The 22,183-nt window shown below is 35.9% G+C and carries 22 protein-coding genes and 1 tRNA gene; 19 read left to right on the top strand and 4 right to left on the bottom strand.

Going from position 1 to position 22,183, the window contains the following annotated elements; translation table 11 throughout:
* Window positions 1-612: an FAD-dependent oxidoreductase gene (locus INR75_RS02580; protein ID WP_223090633.1), complete on the top strand. Its 612-nt coding sequence runs from the start codon at window positions 1-3 to the stop codon at window positions 610-612.
* Here INR75_RS02580 and INR75_RS02575 read toward each other — a convergent pair.
* The 4 genes from INR75_RS02575 to INR75_RS02560 all read right to left on the bottom strand — a co-directional run bounded on the left by INR75_RS02575 (window position 604) and on the right by INR75_RS02560 (window position 3,622).
* Complete coding sequence (locus INR75_RS02575; protein WP_223090632.1) at window positions 604-903, bottom strand: hypothetical protein; 300 nt, start codon at window positions 901-903, stop codon at window positions 604-606. The two genes, INR75_RS02580 and INR75_RS02575, sit on opposite strands and share 9 nt — an antisense overlap.
* On the bottom strand, window positions 903-2,504 hold the full coding sequence (locus INR75_RS02570) for a S41 family peptidase (protein WP_223090631.1): 1,602 nt from the start codon (window positions 2,502-2,504) through the stop codon (window positions 903-905). The genes INR75_RS02575 and INR75_RS02570 overlap by 1 nt, the downstream gene beginning before the upstream one ends.
* The gene (locus tag INR75_RS02565) at window positions 2,501-2,932 is read right to left on the bottom strand and encodes a dCMP deaminase family protein (protein WP_013069933.1); all 432 of its coding nucleotides are present in this window, start codon (window positions 2,930-2,932) and stop codon (window positions 2,501-2,503) included. The genes INR75_RS02570 and INR75_RS02565 overlap by 4 nt, the downstream gene beginning before the upstream one ends.
* Window positions 2,933-3,034: 102 nt before the next feature.
* Window positions 3,035-3,622 carry a HupE/UreJ family protein gene (locus INR75_RS02560; RefSeq protein WP_223090630.1) on the bottom strand — a complete coding sequence of 196 codons (588 nt, stop codon included), beginning with the start codon at window positions 3,620-3,622 and terminating at the stop codon, window positions 3,035-3,037.
* Between the two features lie 303 nt (window positions 3,623-3,925).
* On the opposite strand from INR75_RS02560, the gene INR75_RS02555 reads away from it, so the two are divergent.
* The 18 genes from INR75_RS02555 (at window position 3,926) to INR75_RS02470 (ending at window position 22,123) form a co-directional block, all read left to right on the top strand.
* Complete coding sequence (locus INR75_RS02555; protein WP_223090629.1) at window positions 3,926-5,065, top strand: PepSY domain-containing protein; 1,140 nt, start codon at window positions 3,926-3,928, stop codon at window positions 5,063-5,065.
* A 337-nt stretch (window positions 5,066-5,402) separates the two neighbouring features.
* On the top strand, window positions 5,403-5,762 hold the full coding sequence (locus INR75_RS02550) for a hypothetical protein (protein ID WP_223090628.1): 360 nt from the start codon (window positions 5,403-5,405) through the stop codon (window positions 5,760-5,762).
* Window positions 5,762-7,522 carry a sensor histidine kinase gene (locus INR75_RS02545; protein ID WP_223090627.1) on the top strand — a complete coding sequence of 587 codons (1,761 nt, stop codon included), beginning with the start codon at window positions 5,762-5,764 and terminating at the stop codon, window positions 7,520-7,522. The genes INR75_RS02550 and INR75_RS02545 overlap by 1 nt, the downstream gene beginning before the upstream one ends.
* Window positions 7,519-8,136 (top strand): response regulator transcription factor, encoded by a 618-nt coding sequence (locus INR75_RS02540; RefSeq protein WP_223090626.1) that lies wholly within the window; start codon window positions 7,519-7,521, stop codon window positions 8,134-8,136. The genes INR75_RS02545 and INR75_RS02540 overlap by 4 nt, the downstream gene beginning before the upstream one ends.
* Window positions 8,137-8,907: 771 nt before the next feature.
* Window positions 8,908-8,989: transfer RNA gene (locus INR75_RS02535), tRNA-Leu, on the top strand.
* 177 nt (window positions 8,990-9,166) lie between these two features.
* Entirely contained in the window at window positions 9,167-9,835 is a 669-nt protein-coding gene (locus INR75_RS02530; protein ID WP_223090625.1) for a hypothetical protein, read from the top strand.
* A 126-nt stretch (window positions 9,836-9,961) separates the two neighbouring features.
* Window positions 9,962-10,903: a ribose-phosphate pyrophosphokinase gene (locus tag INR75_RS02525; RefSeq protein ID WP_223090624.1), complete on the top strand. Its 942-nt coding sequence runs from the start codon at window positions 9,962-9,964 to the stop codon at window positions 10,901-10,903.
* A gap of 85 nt (window positions 10,904-10,988) precedes the next feature.
* Window positions 10,989-11,630 carry a 50S ribosomal protein L25/general stress protein Ctc gene (locus tag INR75_RS02520; protein WP_223090623.1) on the top strand — a complete coding sequence of 214 codons (642 nt, stop codon included), beginning with the start codon at window positions 10,989-10,991 and terminating at the stop codon, window positions 11,628-11,630.
* 132 nt (window positions 11,631-11,762) lie between these two features.
* Window positions 11,763-12,392, top strand: a complete 630-nt coding sequence (gene pth / locus INR75_RS02515; RefSeq protein WP_223090622.1) for an aminoacyl-tRNA hydrolase — start codon at window positions 11,763-11,765, stop codon at window positions 12,390-12,392.
* Window positions 12,393-12,398: 6 nt separating this feature from the next.
* Entirely contained in the window at window positions 12,399-13,337 is a 939-nt protein-coding gene (locus INR75_RS02510) for a bifunctional riboflavin kinase/FAD synthetase (protein ID WP_223090621.1), read from the top strand.
* Window positions 13,327-14,649 (top strand): HTTM domain-containing protein, encoded by a 1,323-nt coding sequence (locus tag INR75_RS02505; RefSeq protein ID WP_223090620.1) that lies wholly within the window; start codon window positions 13,327-13,329, stop codon window positions 14,647-14,649. The genes INR75_RS02510 and INR75_RS02505 overlap by 11 nt, the downstream gene beginning before the upstream one ends.
* A 68-nt stretch (window positions 14,650-14,717) precedes the next feature.
* Window positions 14,718-15,989 (top strand): serine--tRNA ligase, encoded by a 1,272-nt coding sequence (gene serS, locus INR75_RS02500; protein ID WP_223090619.1) that lies wholly within the window; start codon window positions 14,718-14,720, stop codon window positions 15,987-15,989.
* 47 nt (window positions 15,990-16,036) lie between these two features.
* The gene (locus INR75_RS02495; RefSeq protein ID WP_223090618.1) at window positions 16,037-17,821 is read left to right on the top strand and encodes a tetratricopeptide repeat protein; all 1,785 of its coding nucleotides are present in this window, start codon (window positions 16,037-16,039) and stop codon (window positions 17,819-17,821) included.
* Window positions 17,818-18,249: a hypothetical protein gene (locus tag INR75_RS02490; protein WP_223090617.1), complete on the top strand. Its 432-nt coding sequence runs from the start codon at window positions 17,818-17,820 to the stop codon at window positions 18,247-18,249. The genes INR75_RS02495 and INR75_RS02490 overlap by 4 nt, the downstream gene beginning before the upstream one ends.
* A gap of 112 nt (window positions 18,250-18,361) precedes the next feature.
* A complete protein-coding gene (locus INR75_RS02485; RefSeq protein ID WP_223090616.1) occupies window positions 18,362-18,670 on the top strand; it encodes a DUF4286 family protein in 309 nt (102 codons plus the stop codon).
* Between the two features lie 21 nt (window positions 18,671-18,691).
* Complete coding sequence (gene rsmA, locus INR75_RS02480; RefSeq protein ID WP_223090615.1) at window positions 18,692-19,531, top strand: 16S rRNA (adenine(1518)-N(6)/adenine(1519)-N(6))-dimethyltransferase RsmA; 840 nt, start codon at window positions 18,692-18,694, stop codon at window positions 19,529-19,531.
* On the top strand, window positions 19,515-20,870 hold the full coding sequence (gene mgtE / locus INR75_RS02475) for a magnesium transporter (RefSeq protein WP_223090614.1): 1,356 nt from the start codon (window positions 19,515-19,517) through the stop codon (window positions 20,868-20,870). The genes rsmA and mgtE overlap by 17 nt, the downstream gene beginning before the upstream one ends.
* Window positions 20,871-21,145: 275 nt before the next feature.
* On the top strand, window positions 21,146-22,123 hold the full coding sequence (locus INR75_RS02470; protein WP_092539551.1) for a 2-hydroxyacid dehydrogenase: 978 nt from the start codon (window positions 21,146-21,148) through the stop codon (window positions 22,121-22,123).
* The last annotated feature ends 60 nt before the right edge of the window (window positions 22,124-22,183 follow it).

Raw genomic sequence — 22,183 nt, 5'->3', positions numbered from 1 at the left:
ATGGAATATGACCTTTTAATTGTTGGAGGAGGAGCTGCAGGGATGTCTTGTGCTTTAGTTGTAGGATCTGGTTTAGAAAAGGAATTTGCCAAAGACAAAAAAGTGGGGATCGTGATGCATCAAAAAACATCAGATCTACAAACAGCACTTTTTAATAATGTGCTTGGGTTACAACCGGGAACTAAAGGAATGGACGTACTTAAAGCAGGACCAAAACAATTAGAAGACTTATATCCAAAAGTAGAACAATTAAAAGGCGAGAAACTTCAGCATATTAGCAAGAACGAAAGCGGTGTTTACAAGCTTAATACAAATAAGAACAATTATTTAGCGAAAAAAGTAGTGATCGCTATTGGCTATTCAGATAATTTTAGAATTGGGGGAATAGACGAATATGTGATTCCGCATAAAAAAGCGAAAGCTTCAAAAAATCGCGTCCAGTTAATAAATGAAGATCATCTTGTAGTGCCTAACCTTTATGTGGCCGGTTCTTTGGCCGGTTGGCGTAGTCAGTTTTCTATTGCCTGCGGAAGCGGGGCCGCTGTAGCAACAGATATTCTTACCGATTGGAATGGCGGTGAACACACCAAAGTTCATGATAAGTTAAGCTAGCATAAAGCAGCATATAGCGGTGATCGTAGAAGTGATCATTAATATGATGAAGATGCGATGCAAGCCGCGATAAAGTAAAGCTCTTCTAAGTTTGCCTGTAAAAACCTTATCTGGGTTCGAAGCGATATGCCTTTTAATCGTATTTCTTGAGACATAAGACGAACTCACCATAATATCCTTTTGGAGAAATAACAAAGCACTATTATCCATAAGCCTGAAGCTAACTGCAATTACAAAGAAAAGCAGTGGCAGAATCACACAATAAGTACCAAGATAATCGATAGAATTCATTAATCTTTAAAGTTATTTTTCTTCTCAGATAATTCTAATACCTTATCGATTACCGGATCTCCCTCGTTCTTTAATTGCTGAAAGTAAGTAGAGCCAAATAGTTGTTGCGCCATTACTGCTTTTAAATACTGCTTCATTAAGGGCTTATATTCGGTAAGGCGAATATTTAGTTTTTCACTTTTTCCGAAAGCTATTAGTCTGTCGACAGTTTCATCTGTAATTTCAACTTCATTGTCGAATTCGGTTTTAGAAAGCGAATTGTAATAACTTCTGTCTCGTTCTAATTCCTGAAAAACAAATCTGCTTAAAAAGCCACCATTCAGTAAAATCCTGATGTGTTCGCGTTCAATTTCGATGTCTTTCGGGATAAATACATCTGGGATAATTCCTCCACCGCCATAAACGATCTTTCCGCCAGGTGTCACATATTTTAAAGAATCATCTACTTTGATACTATCTACACTTTTAAGTTCACCATTTTTATAGCGACGTTCGTAATCTCTAAAGTAACTATCGTTACCGTTCTCGTATGGTTTTTGGATAGATCTACCGGTTGGCGTGTAGTATCTTGCGATGGTCAATCGTACTGCGCTGCCGTCACCAAGATCCATTTCACGTTGTACCAGTCCCTTCCCGTAAGAGCGTCTTCCAATGATTGTTCCCACATCATTATCCTGCAATGCGCCGGCAACCACTTCGCTTGCTGAAGCTGAATTTTCATTGATCAAAACATATACATGGCCGTCTTCAAAATCGCCTTCGCGCTGAGCAAAAGTTTTTTCGATAGAGCCACTTTTATTCTTTGTAAAAAGAATTAGTTTTTCATCTTTTAGGAATTCATCTGCAATATTTATTGCTTCAGCTAAATAACCGCCTGGATTATCACGAAGATCTAGCGCGATTTCCTTAGCCCCCATTAATTCTAATGCTTTTATTGCAGCATTAAACTCTTCGTAGGTCGATTCAGCAAAACGATTAATTTTAATATAGCCAACGGTTTTATTCAGCATATAAACCGCTTCCACACTTTTAATTGGTACGTGATCACGCTTTACATTAAAGCTTAGCAGCTCTTCTTTGCCTGGTCGTTTTACTTTTAATTCGACCTTACTACCTTGTTTTCCTTTTAAGAAAGTGGTTAGAGAATCGCTGCTTACGCCAAGATCGAATAGTGGCGTATCGTTAGCATATAAAATGCGATCACCACCGCGAATTCCTATTTTTTCACTTGGGCCGCCCTCTAATGCCTGGATAACCATAATGGTATCTTCGACCGAATAAAAACTTACTCCAATCCCAACAAAATCACCTTTCATGTTTTGTGAAACATTGTCGTATTCTTGCTCTGGGATATAAACCGAGTGAGGATCCAGACCTTTTAAAATCGTATTTACCGTAACATCTACGATACTATCTGTATTTACTTCATCAACGTACTCGTAATCAATATAGTCGATAAGTCGGTTTAATTTTTCTTTTTTAGGATTTGATGAAAATAATTGATCTGAAGATGAATAATTTATCTTGCCACCCATAAATACGCCAATAGCGCAGGCAATACCTAAAAGCAGTGGGGTATATATGTTTTTTTTATTTTTCAATCGTCTAATTGCGTTATCTGTATTAAATCGACACCTGCTTTTTTAAGAAAATCGAGACCGCTATTATCCTTATAGTCTACGCAATATACCAATCTAGTAATCCCGGCCTGGTGTATAAGCTTACTACATTCTTTACAGGGCGACATGGTGATGTATAAAGTTGCGCCCTGGCAGGATTGTGTAGAAGCGGCAACTTTTAAAATTGCATTAGCCTCGGCATGTAAAACATACCATTTGGTGTAGCCTTCTTCGTCTTCACAAAAATTCTCAAATCCGCTTGGAGTGCCATTATAACCATCAGAAATGATCATTCTATCTTTTACAATAACTGCACCAACCTGTTTTCTTTTACAATGAGAAAGTTTACTCCATTCTCTGGCTATTCTTAAATAGGCTTTATCGTATTTAAGCTGTTTTTCTTTTTGCATGTCTTCTGAAAAGAGATCTTTATAAATCCCTAACTTATAATGTAAGAATCGCTAAATTATTGTAAGCGACAGGTTAAACCAATTTTAAGGCGTTAAAGTTACTTAAATCGCATTAAAATTATCTCTTAGAATAGGGAGAATAATTCCTATCACAATGGCTGAAACAACCAGTATCCAATCACGCTTAGAGGTCTGAAAGAAATTTTGAACGATAAGCGCCAATATTAGCACAGATAATACCACGATGGCCTGTGCGCATTCTATCCCTAAAGCGAATTCTATAAGCGGAAGGATCTTAGAAGAAAATCCGCTACTTAGCATTTTAAAGTAGGTTGAAAAACCAAGCCCGTGAATGATCCCAAAAAATGCAGTGGTAAAATATAAAAGCCCGGGATTGCTGGTTTTCTCTTTATTACTTGCCGTAAATATATTATAGATCGCCGTGATCATAATGGAAACCGGAATTAAAAACTCTACCCAGGTCGTGTCTACGATCACAATTTCGTACGTAGATAAAAATAGTGCAAGCGTATGGCCTAGTGTAAAAATGGTGACTAACCATAAGACTCTTTTCCAGGAGGTGAAAGTGTACGAAGCTACCAGAGCGATCAAAAAAAGAATATGGTCGTAAGCATTCCAATCTAGAACATGCTCCAGGCCTAACTTAAGATATAACCAAAATTGTGACATATAGGATAAAGGCTAACGCTGCCGAATGTACGACTTCTTAATAAAATCACAAAAGCTAATACGATAAAGCCTGTCTTTTCTACAAAGGAGAAGAATTCGGTCAAATTTTAACAAAATCTAAAATACTGATTATCAGTATTAGATTGTAATTTGTTTAAAATTGGTCTAATTAAATTATAATGAATTGAAAAAGCTGATTATTTTTGAAGCATTAATTTTGAATAAGTCTAAATAAAACCCTTTAAAATTAGCTAATCTTAGCAACAGCAGGCATTTGTTGGACTTGGTTAAATATATTTAATAATGAAGAAAAAGAAAAAGTACGGTTTACGCACATTTATTAACGATGTTCATTTATGGTTAGGATTAGCCAGCGGAATTATTTTATTCTTGGTTTGTCTAAGCGGAACCATACTTACTTTTGAGCACGAAATAAAAGATCTTTTTGCTGAAGATTTTACGGTTGAAGCTGGAGACGAAAAATTATCTGTAGAACAACTAATATCGGCATTAGAAAGCGAAGGGATCGTAAGCTCGGTTACCGTGCCGGCTGAAGAAGGCGAAGCTTATGAGTTTAGTGTAAAAGAATCGCCAAAACAACGACGTGGCAGTACCTATTATGTGAATCCTTATACGGCAGAATTCAGTAAAACGCAGGAATCTTCTTTAGATGGTTTTTTCTTTTCGATGTTTAAATTACACAGGTGGTTGTTATTGGATTCTTCAATTGGGCGACCAATCGTTGGTGTTTCAACTATTATCTTTTTAATCCTTTCGATTACCGGGATCGTGCTTTGGTTTCCGAAGAAAAATATTAAATGGAAAACCTTAAAACCCGGCTTCAAAATTAAATTTTCGGCAAGATGGAAACGTATTAACCACGATTTACATAATACTTTAGGGTTTTATGCCTGTATTTTTTTAGTGGTGATGTCGCTTACCGGTTTGTGCTGGTCTTTCCAATGGTATCGTGATTTAGGAAGTGAAGTTATGGGTGCGCAGATTTTTGGTGGTCGCGGTGGCCCGCGCGTAGAAAGTGAAGCTCAAATTGGCGAAGATGAGGTAATATCTATTGCTGAAGTTGAAAAGATTACCGCACAGGAACTGAATTACGAGGGGAAAACCTCGATTAGTTTCCCATCTGGAGATAAAGGTGTTTATAGTATTAGAAAATACGAATCGGCTAAACTTTCCCCGATAATTGCAGATAATCTAATTGTAGATCGTGACGGGAGAGTGCTTAAAAAGGAAATTTTTAATGATAAACCGCTTAATGTAAGAATCACTTCTTTAATTAAGCCTTTACATACCGGAACCATCTATGGTGGTTTCTCTAAATTTATATACTTTCTAGCCTGTTTAATAGCAACTAGTCTTCCTATCACCGGGACATTTATCTGGTTGAATAAAATGAAGAAAAAGCCTAAAATAAAGAAGGCCTAAAACTTTACAATTTCAGCTTATAGACTTGACTTTTTCTAAGAGTTTCTGACCTAATGAGTTTATCTTCTAAACCGCCAGTTTTTGGCGGTTTTTTTATGCTCAAGTAGTAAGTTAGAAGGATTGAGAGTTGTTTCTTACAAATGTTTGAAAATGTAATTCTTAACAAAATTGCAATATGTTAATGAATACTTAAATAAATAGTGGTTTTGCTTTTAACTTACTAGTGAATTTTTGGTTTAAGCTTTCTGATAGCTAATATTCGATAAAAATGGTGCATTTTATTATCGGGTTAATTTATTTCTTATTTTTAAAGTTATGTTAAAATCTAAATTCTAAAATGAGTAATTCTAACAGCAATCCACTATTTTATGTGGATAATTTACAAAAAGACGGTAGCAACTATAGCGTAGATTTCTACTTCCCTGATAATTTTTCGTATACCACTTGCGAAGTAATTGGTAACAGCCCATTAATTTCCGAAATTCTAAAGATTAAAATTTATGTAACCGGAGACAAAAACGTTGAACCTAGTAACGATGTAGCAACTAAAACTATTTCTCTGAATTTGAGTGACTTTCAATTTAGCTATTTAAAATTTAAAATAGTTTGGAAGTTAGGCACAGGAGTAGGTGGCGGTATTGGCGATCCAGATGATGACGAAACTGTTGGTGAAGGTGTCTTAAAAGGTGTGGGATAATGAAAAAGTTACTGGTTTTTAGTGGATTTTTAATCTTTGGGCTGGCCTCCTGTTTTGCTCAGCAACATCTTTTGGATGAAGCTGAAGCTTCTAAAGAAGCAGATAATTATCAGTTGTCATTAGATATACTATCGCAAATAGATACAAATTCGCTATCTATTCCACAAAAAGCCAGATTTTATTATTTACAATCTGCCAACCATAAATTAAAAAATGAAGATTCAGATGCTTATCCAATATTGCTTAGAGCGCGAAAGCTTTATACTGAATTGGACAGTCTTGAAAAAGTAGCAACCATAAATCTTGAACTTTTTCAGGTTGTAAGAAATATTGGGAGTGAACATTTAAATTATGATGAATATATAGATGCATACCTAGATTATCATTTATCACAAAATAATCCTAAGAATTTACGAAAAGCTTATATTAGGATTGCAGCTAATTTTGCAAAAAAGAAAACTGTAGATAGTTCTTTTATATACTTTAGAAAAGCACTGCAATTAATAAAACAAGACAAGGATACTCTGGCTGAAGCCGATATGTTGAACAATTTTGGAGTTTTGTATAACGAATTTACCTCAAACAGGGATTCAGCCTTGTACTATTTTGATCTTTCTAGAAAGTTTTATAAGGAACCGAAAGATCTACAATCAAGCTATCTAAATACGGCTAGTGCCTATAAGAAGCTAGGTGAGTATGATAAAGCTATTTTAAACTATATAAAAGCAGATTCGCTTTTAAGTCTAGTTAAGGAATATCAAATTGCTGATAAACAATTTCTATACGATTTAATAGCTAAAACTTATGAGCTGGACGAGCAACCTGCAAAAGCATTAGAATATTATAAATTAACCCAGGCTTACCAGGATAGTTTAAACCTGCAGGAGCAGGAGAAAGCGATCTACGATATCCAAACCAAGTACGAGGTTCAGAAAAAAGAAAATGAAAATCTGCAATTAAAGCAATCTCGATTTTGGTTAATTTCAGGAGTAATTTTACTGGTATTGTTGCTTATTGCCACTTATCTGGTGTATCGCAACCGCATGGCCAAAAAGCAGTTAGAAATAAAACAATCGGCTTTAGAGAAAAACCAGTTAGAAAAGCAACTTAAAGACCAGGAACTTGCCGGTTTAGATGCCATGATCGAGGGGCAGGAAAAAGAACGCCAACGCATTGCAAACGATCTTCACGATAATTTAGGCGGATTACTGGCCACATTGAAACTTCATTTCCATAACCTAAAAACCAAAACCGATCGTCTTCGTGACGAGCAGGACGAATTATTTAAAGCTACCAATTCACTTTTAGATGAAACCTACCAACAGGTAAGAAATTATGCGCATCAGCGAAATGCCGGTTTAAAAACCAGCGAAGGTTTGGTGCCATCGATAAAGAATTTTGCCTCTAAAGTTTCTGTGGGGAATAATCTTGTGGTTCAGGTAGAAGATCACGATATGGAAGGTCGCCTGGAAAATAGTGTAGAAATAACGATTTTCAGGATCGTACAGGAACTAATTACCAACGTGATCAAACACGCGCAAGCTTCAGAAATTATAGTACATCTTACTTCTTTCGAAGATCATATTAATATTATGGTAGAAGATAATGGTAAAGGTTTTGATCCTTCTATTATAAAAGATAACGACGGGATGGGCTTGGCTTCGATCATAAAACGGGTAGAACATCTTGGCGGTAATGTAGATATCGATAGTCAGTCGGGTAGCGGTACTACGGTAATTTTAAATATTCCAAGAACATGATTCGTGTAATTATTGCTGAAGATCACTTAGCCGTTGCCGATGGAGTTTTGGCCTATTTTAAGTATCACGATACGATTTCTATCATTGGTCATGCAAAAAATGGCGAAGAACTCGTAAAACTGGTTGAAAAAAATATTCCAGATGTGGTATTGGCAGATATTAGAATGCCAGTGATAGACGGTATCGAAGCCGCGAAATTGATCAAAGCGAAATTCGACAGAATTGCGATCATTGCTTTTAGTATGTTCGATCAGGACGAAGCGGTAGATCTTATGCTTCAGGCTGGCGCAACAGGATATTTGCTAAAGAATTCTCCGCTTACTGAAATGGAGAAGGCGATATTGGCGGTTTCTGAAGGAAATTTATATTACGATCCTAATTTAAGCTTAACCACTGAAGATGTCGTTCAGGAAACAAAAGGAACTCTTACCAAACGCCAGATCGAAATTCTAAAACTTGTAGGTAAAGGCAAAACCAATCAGGAAATTGCAGATGCTTTGTTTATTGGGAAAACAACGGTAGAAACGCATCGCAAAAATATGATAAGAAAACTCGGTTTGCATGGGCCGGGAGAATTACTTCGCTACGCGTTACAGCGCAAATACGATTTTTAAAATATACCCTTGCATGGGGATGGTGCTATCTAAATCTATAAGCTAGTTTTGGAGTTTTAATTCTTAGTACTAGCAGTTCTTAATAGTATTTATTAATGAAGTATTTCGTTCAATTGCCTCTCTTTCGAGGTTTGTTCTGAAAGCTTAACTGCAAAACCTATTTGTTTTCTACTTTGCAGGGAAGTTTAAGAACGTTTTCTCGATTTCACTTGTGAAATGATGCTCCCGGCTAAAAGTCGGGAGTTTTTTGTTTTTAAAAGTTTCAAAATTATAAGCAACTTGGCTTTAGCTCTTAATTGTTCTATTTTTTTGAAGGCTTTTAATACTTCATGTTTAGGTAATATTGCTAACAATTATTGAAGCTAAACTTTACATTTAGTTGAATTGCGGCTAACAGTTTTTTAAGGTTTTTTATGTTTTTTTGAGATTGATTCGGGTTTGGTGAAATACATCCAAATTTATATTAGCTTAGAGAGGTTCTCTTTAAGAAAATAACGAAACAGGTTTTAGAACCTGTTCATTCCTTTTGTTTCTTAAATCCACCTCTATCCCGGGGTGGATTTTTATCATGATTAAGGTTTAAAGCTGTGTGGTTAATTCTGGGTTTTATTTTTCCACGGAATTAAACTTTAAGATTTTCAGAATTGATTATAAAAAAAGAGCTGCTAATTTATACAATCATGGGTTTAAAGGAAAAGGGATTATCAAAATTCGATTTTTAAAGAAAAAGATACTGCATATCAAATAATTTTTTAATTTTGCCGTCCAATTGCCTTGGTGGCGGAATTGGTAGACGCGCTGGATTCAAAATCCAGTTTCTTCGGAAGTGTGGGTTCGATTCCCACCCAAGGTACTTTAGAACCTCTACAGGCTAGCTGTAGAGGTTTTTTTATGTAATAAAGTTTTCTGAAACGTTGAAATTTTAATTGAATTGATACGTTAATACAATTACAATTAGTAAATATTTATTATTTAAAAAATTCCAGGAATTAATAAAATTTATAATTTTCCCACCCCAAATCATACATTTATGAAACATATCTTATTTATATTAATCTTTATTAGTGGTTATTGCGTAAGTGCACAAGAATATAAGTTAGGATTGACCTTAGGAGTCAATTATCCGTGGCAGAAGAATAATGGCGATTTAACAAATTCTCAATTTGGTGGTTTTACTCCGAGTCCACTTGTAGGGTATCAGGGAGGTTTATTTTATGAAAGAGGGTTTTCGCGATTTTTGCTTCGACCTCAGATTAATTATTACAGATCCCGGGGTGAATATGAATTTCCTAACTCTAATCCCATTTATATTTTGGAGAAGGTTAATTTTGAATTGTTATTCGGATTTAAAATTTTTGAAAATTTAGCAATTATCGCCGGACCTGCTTATCAAACTATAATTAGAAATGAATTTGACCTTAGAGGTGAGGACTTGCGAGATAATATGCGAAAGGCAAATATTGTTTCTGGATTTAAATTAAAATTAAGTAGGAAACTTGAAGTTAGTTTATTGTATGATTGGACTTTTGACTCTGATGGAAATCAGAATGCAATTATACCATATAACGGTTCTGATGAATTATTTCTTATGGATGACGCTCGTATAAATATGCTTAATTTCAATTTGCATTATGCACTTTTTACAAACCAATCAGGTAATAAAAGAGCAAAAAGCGGTAGCCGCGGTTGTTACTTCTAAAATAGCCTTTAGTATAAATCGTGTTGTTTAAATGCTTCAAATAGAAATGCTATTTGAAGTTTTTAACAAAGAATTAATTTCTAAATTTGCATTGCAACTATTAATTAATAATTAAACAACACAACAATGAGTACTCCTTTAACCGAAGCTAAAATTTTTAGCTGTACCCAAAGCCGGGATCTTGCAGAGAAAATTGCAGCTTCGTACGGTAGCAAGCTTGGGAATGTAATTACTTCTACATATAGTGATGGTGAGTATCAGCCTTCTTTTGAAGAATCTGTTCGCGGTGCCAGGTTATTTATCATTGGTTCTACAAATCCAGGAGCAGATAACCTTATGGAAATGCTTCTAATGCTCGACGCAGCCAAACGTGCTTCAGCAAGACATATTACTGCGGTAATGCCTTACTTTGGATGGGCTAGACAAGACAGAAAAGATAAGCCTCGTGTGCCTATTGCTGCAAAAATGATAGCGAGTATTCTGGAAACTGCTGGTGCAACACGAATCATAACGATGGATTTGCACGCAGATCAGATTCAGGGATTTTTTGAAAAACCAGTGGATCACTTATTCGCTTCTACTGTTTTCTTACCTTATTTAAGAAATTTAAACCTTGATGATCTAACGATCGCTTCGCCAGATATGGGAGGCTCAAAAAGAGCGTATGCTTATTCGAAAGAGTTGGAGAGCGATGTTGTGATTTGCTATAAACAACGAGAAAAAGCCAATATAATTTCTCATATGGAATTAATTGGGGATGTTACAGGAAAAAATGTTGTGTTGGTCGATGATATGGTAGATACCGCAGGAACACTTACTAAAGCTGCAGATCTAATGATCGAACGCGGCGCAAAAAGTGTGAGAGCGATTTGTACACATCCTGTTCTTTCAGGTGGAGCATACGAACGCGTAGAGAAATCTAAATTGTCTGAGCTTATTGTAACAGACTCTATTCCGCTTAGAAAAAAATGTGATAAAATAAAGGTGGTTAGTTGTGCCGAACTTTTTGCAGATGTAATGCAACGTGTGCATGGCAACCGTTCTATTAGCTCTAAATTTTTAATGTAAAATTTATCTTCTAAAAAATTTAGAATCAGGCTTTAATATTTCAGCAAAATGTTGCAATTTTGCACTCCTTAAAAATAAATAAGAAATGAAGTCAATTACGATCAAAGGATCTAAAAGAGAAAGCGTAGGTAAAAAAGCTACTAAAGCGCTACGTAATGCTGGCCAGGTTCCTTGTGTATTGTATGGTGGTGATGCAGAGCCATTACACTTTACAACCGAGGAAATTTCATTCCAGCACTTAGTGTACACACCAGATGTTCACACTGTAGTAATCGAGTTGAAGAGTGGAGAAAAGTACAATGCAATTCTTCAGGATATCCAGTTTCACCCAGTGACTGATGCTATTCTTCATGTTGATTTCTACGAAATATTCGACGACAAAGCGATCTCTATGGAAATTCCAATCCATACTGTAGGTGTTGCTCGTGGTGTTAAAAATGGTGGTGTATTAAGATATAACCTACGTCGTTTAAAAGTACGTGGTTTACCAGGAGCACTTCCAGATTACATCGAAGCAGATGTAACTAAACTTAAAATTGGTCAGAAATTATATGTAACTGCTGTAGAAAGCGAAGATTACAAAATTCAGCACCCAGATAACACGGTAATTTGCCAGGTTAGAACTTCTCGTAACATTGTTGCTCTTGATGACGACGATGAGGATGAAGATGATGCACAAGATGTACCATCTACAGAGACTGATGATGTTGCAGCTGTAAAAGAATAAATTCTATTACAAATTGTGATAATATTTATATCCCGTATCAATACGATACGGGATATTTTTTTGTAAGAACTTTAGCATTGCTGTTATTAAAAGCACAGTGAAAATTTTATCTTTACCAAAAGAAACAAGATAATGCTGTCGTTCTTCGGAAGAATTTTAAAAAGTAAGAAAGCTACAGAAGAAGAAATTGATCCCATGAAAAAGTTTTTAATCGCGGGCCTTGGTAATATTGGTCCAAAATATGAAAATACACGCCATAATATTGGTTTTAAGATTCTGGATGAATTAGCGGCGAAGCAAGAAGCAGTGTTCACTACTCAAAAACTAGGTGATATTGCCCAATTTCGATATAAAGGCAGAACATTTATTTTGCTGAAGCCTAGCACTTATATGAACCTAAGTGGTAAAGCTGTGAATTATTGGCTTCAGAAGGAAAAAATTGCAGTAGAAAACTTATTGGTGGTGACAGATGATCTAAATCTGCCCTTCGGAACATTGCGACTAAAAACCAAAGGAAGCGATGGTGGTCATAATGGTTTAAAGGATATTCAAAGTCAGCTTAATACTACAAAATATAACCGATTCAGATTCGGTATTAGCGATCAGTTTTCTAAAGGTCAGCAAATCGATTACGTGTTGGGAGAATGGAGTGATGACGAAAATAGAGAACTTCCGGAGCGTTTAAAAATATCGGTCGAGTTGATCGAATCTTTTGGGACAGCAGGTGTTTCTAATACAATGAATTCTTTTAACGGAAAATAATTAGCCTTGAAAATACACAAAGGAGCAAATGCATTTAAAAGTGATAAGCCAACAGTAGTAACTATTGGTACTTTCGACGGAGTGCATGCGGGGCATAAAAAAATAATAAATCGTCTGGTAGATAGTGCGCAGGCAAATAATCTGGAATCGGTTATTCTTACCTTTTTTCCGCATCCAAGAATGGTTTTGCAAAAAGAAAGTGGCATTAAATTAATTAATACCATAGAAGAGCGCACCGATATTTTAGAGCAAACGGGAATTGACCATTTAGTGATTCACCCATTTACCATGCAATTTTCAAGACTTACAGCAAACGAGTTTGTAAGAGATGTTTTGGTTGAAAAACTTAAAGCTAAAAAGGTAATTATTGGCTACGATCATCGATTTGGTAGAAATCGAACGGCAGATATTGAAGATCTTAAAAAGTTTGGAGAGGAACTAGATTTCGAAGTTGAAGAAATCACTCGACAGGATGTAGAAGAAGTAGCAGTAAGTTCAACAAAAATAAGAACCGCATTAGAAGAAGGTCGGGTAGAAAAGGCGAATACTTTTTTGCAACATCCATTTTCTTTAGAGGGAGAAGTGGTGAGAGGTAGAGGTCTTGGTAAAGAATTTAGTTATCCAACCGCAAATATTAATATTACTGAAGATTACAAACTTATTCCTAAAAACGGTGTTTACGTGGTACGTTCTAAAATTGAAGGCAAAACCTATTTTGGGATGATGAGTATCGGTACAAACCCAACTGTTGGAGGCACTTCAAGAACCATCGAGACATTCTTCTTTAAGTTAGACAAAGATCTTTATGGAAAACGTTTAAAGATAGATCTTTTGATACGCATTAGAGACGAGAAAAAGTTTAATTCAGTCAATGAGCTTAAGATTGCGATGAGACAGGATGAAGCATTTTCTGTTCAATATATAAAAGATAATTATGTGGAATAAGTGGCTTTTTACGCGAGTAGATAATTCAGGATTAATTTTCTTTAGAATTGCATTTGGATTGTTAATCGCGCTAGAAGCTATTGGCGGAATTTTTACAGGTTGGATTCGGCGAACTTTAGTCGAACCAGATTTTACTTTCAACTTTATAGGTTTCGAATTTTTACAACCCCTTCCTGGTGATCTTATGTATTACTATTATGGATTGATGGGTGTTTTTGGAATTTTAGTAATGATAGGTTTTAAATATCGATTTTCGATGTTTTGCTACACAATTATGTGGGCATCGGTCTATTTAATGCAAAAGTCTTCTTACAATAATCATTATTATCTTTTAATGCTGCTGTGCCTTATTATGATCTTTCTGCCGGCGCATAAAGCCTTATCTTTTGATGCCTGGAAGAATAAAGCAATACGATCGATCTCAATGCCACGCTGGGTGTGGCTTTTTATTGTGCTTCAGTTGTGGATCGTTTATAGTTATGCTTCCGTAGCTAAATTATATCCAGATTGGTTAGATGGAACGGTGCCAGAATTGCTAATGCGCAGTAAAAGTGATTATTGGCTGGTAGGCGATTTTCTTCAGAAACCATGGATAAAATGGGTGATTGCTTATTTTGGATTAATTTTCGATCTATTGATTGTACCAATGTTGCTTTGGAAGCGAACCAGGTTACCATTTTTCATACTGGCGATTTTCTTTCATTTATTTAATAGTTTTATTTTTCATATAGGTATTTTTCCATACTTATCTTTGGCGTTTTGTGTGTTCTTTTTTCCAACCCAAAAAGTCAATAAATATTTACTTCGGAATAAAAAAGAGCACTATGACGGTGAAGAGGTGATCGTTCCTGAAAATAATACGGTTCTGAAACTTGCAATTGCTCTGTGGTTCGTTATTCAAATTTCGCTACCCTTGAGGCACTGGTTAATAAAAGACAATGTACTTTGGACAGAAGAAGGACATCGTCTAAGCTGGCGAATGATGCTAAGAACTAAAAGTGGACGATCTACTTTTAAAGTGGTGGAGAAAGGGACAACAGATACGATTATTGTTAAAAAACAACACTATTTATCTCGAAAGCAACGAAGGATCATTAGTACAAAACCCGATGTGATCTGGCAATTTGCACAACGATTAAAAGAAGATTATGCAAAAGAAGGTAAAGACATTCAGGTTTTTGTAGATGCAAAGGTTTCGGTTAATGCTAGACCGTATGAAAGGCTAATCGATCCAAAAGTTGATATCGCAAATGAAGAATGGAATTATTTTGCTCATCACGATTGGATTTTGCCTTCTAATTTAGATAAATAATTAGCCCTGCTTTTATTACATTTGCTGCTTCAAATTATTATTAACGGCAATAAAAATTAATTGGCCTTATGTTACAAGTTAACAACATCAAAGAGCACAAAGACGCTTATATTGAAGCGCTGAAAAAGAGAAATTTTGATGCTGAATCTATTTTTGATGAGGTATTGAGCTTAGACGAAACCCGTCGATCCACTCAGTCCAAACTTGATGATACATTGGCCGAATCCAATAAACTTTCTAAGCAAATTGGGTTGATGTTTAAAAATGGAGAACATCAAAAAGCCAATCTTCTAAAAGAAAAAACCGGCAAACTAAAGGAAGATTCTAAGAATTATTCTGAAGTTTTATCGAATACGATCGCAGATTTGGAAAAGTTACTTTATACAATTCCTAATGTTCCTAACGAAGTTGTTCCGGCAGGAACTTCAGAAGATGATAACGAAGAAATTTTCAAAGAAGGCGATATTCCGGTGCTAGCTGAAGGTTCTTTACCACACTGGGAACTTGCAAAGAAATACGATATTATCGATTTTGAACTGGGTAATAAAGTGACCGGAGCTGGTTTTCCTATTTATAAAGGAAAAGGTGCGAGGTTACAACGTGCTTTAGTTTCTTATTTTTTAGATAAAGCGGTAGAAGCAGGGTATTCAGAATATCAATTACCATTAATGGTGAATGAAGCTTCTGGATACGGTACCGGGCAATTGCCAGATAAAGAAGGTCAAATGTATCACATCACTGCAGACGATCTTTATATGATCCCAACTGCAGAGGTGCCAATTACCAATATGTATCGTGATAATCTTTTAATAGATAAAGATTTTCCTATCGCCTGTACCGGTTATACACCGTGTTTTAGAAGAGAGGCGGGTTCTTACGGAGCTCATGTGCGTGGGTTGAACCGTTTACATCAATTTGATAAAGTAGAATTGGTAAGAATCGAAAAGCCAGAAAACTCTTATAAAGCTTTAGACGGAATGGTAGATCATATAAAAGGGCTGCTTAAAGACCTAAAATTACCTTATAGAATCTTAAGATTATGTGGTGGTGATTTAGGTTTTACATCAGCTTTAACTTACGATTTTGAGGTGTTTTCTACCGCTCAGGACCGCTGGTTAGAAATTAGTTCAGTTTCAAACTTTGAAACTTTCCAGGCAAATCGTTTAAAATTACGTTATAAAAATAAAGAAGGTAAAAAAGAATTGGTGCATACGCTTAACGGAAGTGCTTTGGCGCTACCTAGAGTTTTAGCCGGAATTCTTGAAAATTACCAAACCGAAAACGGAATTAAAATTCCAGATGTACTTGTGCCTTACACAGGTTTTGATATTATCGATTAACAACTTAATTATCATAAATAAGAAGCGCATTTTGTTATATTTACATTATGCGCTTTTTTATTTTATTCATATCATTTTTTCTCTTTTCGCTGGGAGTAGATGCACAGTCATTGCAATTGGCCAAAAACTTTTTTGATAAAGGAGAATACGAAAAAGCCTTATCGTATTATCAAAAAACGCTTGAGCAACAAAGCAATAATCCGCAAGCCTTTAATGGAATAGTTAGTTCTTTGCAGCAGTTAGAACGATTTGATCAGGCGGAAGAAATGCTTATGCGTCAATTAAAAAATTCACCTCAAAACTCAACGATTTTTATTGATATCGGGCATAATTTTGCGCTGCAAAAAAACGATATTAAAGCTGAAGAATATTACCAGAAATCATTAGCTCTTATCGAAAATGAACCAAGACAGGCTTTTGGTGTAGGCTTAAGATTCGAGAATTATAATTTGCTGGATTATGCTGCGACTGCTTATAAAAAAGCAAACGAAATAATGCCTAATGCCGGCTTAGAGCTTAAACTGGCAAGACTTTATGGCGAGCAGGGAGAACTTCAACAAATGTTTGAGAGTTATTTGAATTTAGTTATAAAAGACGAGAAATATTTCCCGTATGCCAATCGAGAATTTGGAAAGTTTATTACTGAAGATGCTTCAGCCGAAGCTAATATTATACTAAGAACCTCGCTTTTAAAACGACTTCAAACAAATCCCGATCCGTTTTATAATGAAATGCTGAGTTGGTTGTATATTCAGCAAAAAGAATACAACAAAGCACTAATCCAGGAAAAGGCAATTTACAGACGCTCTGAAATGCCAAATCTTAACCGCATGATGAATCTGGCTTATGCTGCAAAAAGAGCAGAAGATCTTGAAGCCGCAATTGCAGTAACTAATTTTATAATTGAAGAGGCACCGGCAGCTATAAAATTACGCGCAAAACAACTAAAATTGAGTTTAGAAGTCGCTACTGCAAAAGCTTCAGAATATCCTGAAATTGAAGAAAACTTCCGTAGTGTTATTTCAGAATTCGAAAATTCAGGAGAAACCATTCCGTTGCAAATCGATTTTGGTCAGTTTTTAGCTTTTAAATCCGGTAAAGTAGATGAAGCAGAAAGTCTATTGAAAAATTTACTGAACAAAGCTGTAAATGAATACGAAGAAGCCCGAATCAAAATGGCTATAGCCGATGTTCTGGTACTTCAGGAAAAATTTAATGAAGCACTTATCACCTACACTCAGGTGCAAAAAATGGTGAAGAACGACCAGATCGCCCAGGATGCCCAATTTAAAGTAGCAAAAACCAGCTATTATAAAGGCGATTTTGAATGGGCGCAAACACAGTTGGATGTCTTAAAAAAATCAACTTCCCAGTTAATTGCAAATGATGCGATGGAACTTAGTTTAATGATAAAAGATAATACTCGGGAAGACTCTACCCAGGTGGCGCTTAAAAAATATGCGCACGCAGATCTTTTGGCGTATCAGGGAAAAAATGAGCAGTCGATTACCGAATTGCAGCAATTGCTAAACGAACATAAAGGCGAAAAGATCGAAGATGAAGCTTTATTTAAGCAGGCGCAGTTGTACGAACTAGAGGATCAATTTCTTTTAGCTGAAGAAAATTATCTGGCAATATTGGATAAATTTGGGCAGGATTTATTAGCTGATAATGCAGCCTGGAATCTTGCCGAACTGTATGCTGAAGAACTTAATTTACCTGAAAAAGCCCAGCAATATTACGAACAGATATTGTTCAGTTTTGAGGATAGTATTTATTTTATCGAATCTCGTAAAAAATACAGGGCGCTAAGAGGCGACGAAATAGAATGAAGTTTTTTCTAACCAAATCATATAAACTATTTTGGGTACTTATTCCATTGGTATTTATGTACGGTTTGTTCAATAAAGAACATTCTTTGATGTTAAATATTCATGCTACTTATTTCGTAATTAATCACTTGGATTTTGCAGGACTCATTGTCATATTTTTTGGCTTATTTGGATTAGCATATTGGTTAATGGATATATTCAACAAGAAATTGATCAGCTGGATGACGGCTTACCATGTGTTTATAAGCATTTTTGGTTTATTGATATTGCTGGTTTTTTACGATGAAGTTGAAAATTTAGAGATCGATTATGCTTTTAAACAAACTTTAATATTGCTTATGCTTATTACCGCAGGTGTTACCGTCGCAGTGCAATTATTATTTCCTATAAATCTTATCGTCTCATTTCTTCGGAAGAAAAAGCACTAATTTCAGCTAATATTGAAATTAACTCGCTACCATTCGTACGATTCGTAATGTATTGACTTGTAACAAGGCTTTTGATTCGTACTTTTGCAAATTCAGGATAAAATTTTAGAAAATGGTTATTTATAACGTAACGACGAATGTTCAGGAAGAAGTTCATCTAGATTGGCTAAACTGGATGAAAGCTGAATATATTCCTGCAATGCTGGATACCGGTAAATTTACAAAAGCTTTAATGACCAAAGTGCTTACCAAAGAGCCTATGGGAGGGATCACCTACTCTGTGCAATATACTGCTGAAAGTATGGCCTATCTAAAAACATTTTATGTAGAAGACCACGCAAATATGGTGGCTAAAACCGCTATTTTTAAAGGGAAGATCGTAGAGTTTTCTACAGAGCTTCAGGTGATGGATGAGCAATAATTTGTTTTAAAAACAAACAATATGAGCAAGAAGAAATTCAGGAAAAATTATAAGCCTTCACGGGAAGATAACCAAAATGGGCAGGTTAGAGCCAAAAAGCATCTTGGGCAGCATTTTTTGAAAGATGAAAATGTCGCCAGGAAGATTGGTGATACCCTGTCGTTATCTGGTTACGATCTTGTATTAGAGATTGGGCCTGGAATGGGTGTTCTTACTAAATTCTTGCTCGAAAAAGATACAGAAGTTCATGTTGTAGAAATCGATACTGAAAGTGTCGAATATCTAAATGCGAATTACCTTCAATTACATGGTAGGATCCATGAGCAGGATTTTCTAAAATACGATCTTAAACAGATCTTTGGCGACAGACCTTTCGCGATCACCGGTAATTTCCCGTACAATATTTCATCACAAATTGTTTTTAAGGCACTTGCAATGCGTGATCAGATACCAGAATTTTCAGGAATGTTTCAAAAAGAGGTTGCGCAACGAATTTGTGAAAAGGAAGGAAGCAAAACTTATGGTATTCTTTCGGTCTTAACACAGGCGTTTTATTATGCTGAATATTTATTTACGGTGCCGCCTTCAGTATTTAATCCGCCACCAAAAGTAGATAGCGGTGTATTACGACTAACGCGGAAAAAGGACTACCATCTAGCCTGTGATGAAGCCTTATTTTTTAGAATCGTTAAAACCGCGTTTCAGCAGCGTCGAAAAACCTTAAGAAATAGTTTAAAAAGTCTTAATTTACCTGATACTTTAAGGGAAGATGCTATCTTTGGCAAGCGGCCAGAGCAGCTAAGCACTCAGGATTTTATTTCACTGACCTTAAAAATTGAGCCTTATGCAATTTCAAATTAGCACAGAACTAATTGAAAAAATTCAATTCCTCATTGAACAAAAGAACGATGAAGAATTATTATTGCATTTAGATGAGGTTCACCATGCCGATATCGCCGAGATCATTAGCGAACTTAGCTTAGATGACGCAACATATCTTGTAAAACTTCTTGATAGCGAAAAAACTTCTGAAGCTTTAATGGAGCTGGAAGAAGGAGTTCGTGAACGTATTTTAGAGACTCTATCGGCTAAAGAGATTGCAGACGAATTGGTAGAAATGGATACCGATGATGCTGCAGATATCATGAACGAGCTTTCTCCTGAATTGCAGAAGCAGGTAATTTCTGAAATTCAGGATGAGCAGCATGCAGAGGATATCGTAGAGCTTTTACGTTATCCGGAAGATTCTGCCGGTGGTCTAATGGCAAAAGAGCTGGTAAAAGTTAATGAAAACTGGAGCGTTACCGGTTGCATGACAGAGATGCGTGCGCAGGCCGAAAATGTTACCCGTGTTCATTCTATCTACGTTGTAGATGATAAGAACCGCTTAAAAGGACGACTTTCTTTAAAAGATTTACTTACTGCGGCGAGCAACGAAAATATTAGAGATGTCTATATTCCGAATGTAGATTATGTAACAGTTCATACCGAAGGTGAAGATGTAGCCAGGATCATGCAAAAATATGATCTGGAAGCTATTCCTGTGATCGACGAGATGGGACGATTGGTTGGTAGAATTACGATTGATGATATCGTAGATTTTATCAAGGAAGAAGCTGAGCGTGATTATCAAATGGCTGCCGGTATTTCTGAAGGTGTCGAAGCAGACGATAATATCTTTAAGCAAACCAGAGCTAGATTGCCCTGGCTTTTAATAGGAATGTTTGGTGGTTTGGGGGCTGCAGGAATTATAAGCGGATTCCAGGAAACTATGTCTGTCTTCCCAAAATTGTTACTTTTTGTTCCACTAATTCAAGCGACCGCTGGTAATGTTGGTGTACAATCCAGTGCAATTGTGGTGCAGGGTTTAGCTAACGGAAGTTTAAAAGGAAACATCATCGCAAAACGTTTGCTTAAAGAAACGTCGTTGGCTTTAGTGAATGGAGTCTCGATAGCAATTATCGTTTTTATAATTAGCAGTGTTTGGTTTGAAACCAGTTACACCGAATCTATTAGTGTTGGTGTTGCTTTAATTTCTGTGATCTTACTGGCAGCAATGATTGGGACGGTAATTCCAATAGTTTTAGACAAGAACAAGATCGATCCTGCAGTAGCTACCGGGCCATTTATTACCACCAGCAATGATGTTTTTGGGATTCTTACTTACTTTTTAATCGCTAAAGCGATATTAGGCTTCTAAGAAAAGCCGATATTTCTTCTTCATATTCTCAGCATTGCTTAAATTTGTGAGTTATTGCAGCGGTTGAATATGACACTTTTCACTTTTCAACAATTAAATTTAGAAAGCGGTTTTATCCCTATTTCTTCGGGGAAATCAGCTATAAATTCAGATTATATCTTTTTCAGAAATTATATTGAACAGATAAGTAACTGGTTTTCTATGCTTAAAGATTTAAGTGATAGCTGTGTTTCAACCAAAAATCATAAATCAAATATTAATAAAAATAGATTAAAATGATCATTTTACACGCCGATACGAATCATTCTAAATTGATTGAGTTATTGGCAGATGCAGGGCATCACAATATTGAAGGATTTACACAAAGCAGAGAAGAAACTTTACAAAACCAGCATTTATATGACGGTATTGTGATAAGAAGTAGATATACTATCGATAGAGCTTTTCTTGATGCAGCACCTAATCTTAAGTTTATAGCCCGGGTTGGTGCCGGTCTAGAAAATATTGATGTAGACTATGCAGAAGAGCGCGGTGTTAAATTATTCTCTGCTCCAGAAGGTAATAGAAATGCTGTAGGAGAACATACTTTAGGGATGTTATTATCTCTTTTTAATAAATTAAATAAAGCCGATAGAGAAGTTAGAGAAGGACTTTGGAATCGTGAGGAGAATCGCGGTATCGAGCTTGATGGAAAAACAGTAGGAATTATTGGCTACGGTAATATGGGGAAAGCTTTTGCAAGAAAGCTAAGAGGTTTTGATGTAGAAGTGCTATGTTACGATATCAAAGATGATGTAGACGATAGCAATGCCATACAGGTAGAATGGGAAGAATTTACCAAGAAATGTGATGTGGTAAGCTTACATACACCATGGACAGAGAAAACCAATAAAATGGTAAATGAAGAATTTATAAAATCTTTTGCGAAACCATTTTGGTTTATTAATACCGCTCGCGGTAAAAATGTAGTGACTGAAGATCTTGTGCATGCGTTAAAAACAGGACAGGTACTTGGAGCCGGATTAGACGTTTTAGAATACGAAAAATCTTCTTTTGAGAGTTTGTTCGCTAATAAAAAGAACGTAGCGGTAAGCGCAGCAGAGCCTTTACCTGAAGCAATGCGTGAGCTTATGTTTATGCCAAATACGATTTTGAGTCCGCATGTTGCAGGTTGGACAACCGAATCTCATGAGAAATTAGCGACGGTGATCGCTAATAAGATCATCAAAGAATTTGGTGAAGGCGATGAGTAAATTACCTCAGAGCATTTAATCTCGATTATCGAGTCGAGTAAATCAATTTTAAAATGATAG

The organism is Zunongwangia sp. SCSIO 43204 (assembly GCF_019904275.1).
Classification (GTDB): Bacteria; Bacteroidota; Bacteroidia; order Flavobacteriales; family Flavobacteriaceae; genus Zunongwangia; species Zunongwangia mangrovi.
This window is presented reverse-complemented; position numbering and strand designations above follow the sequence as displayed.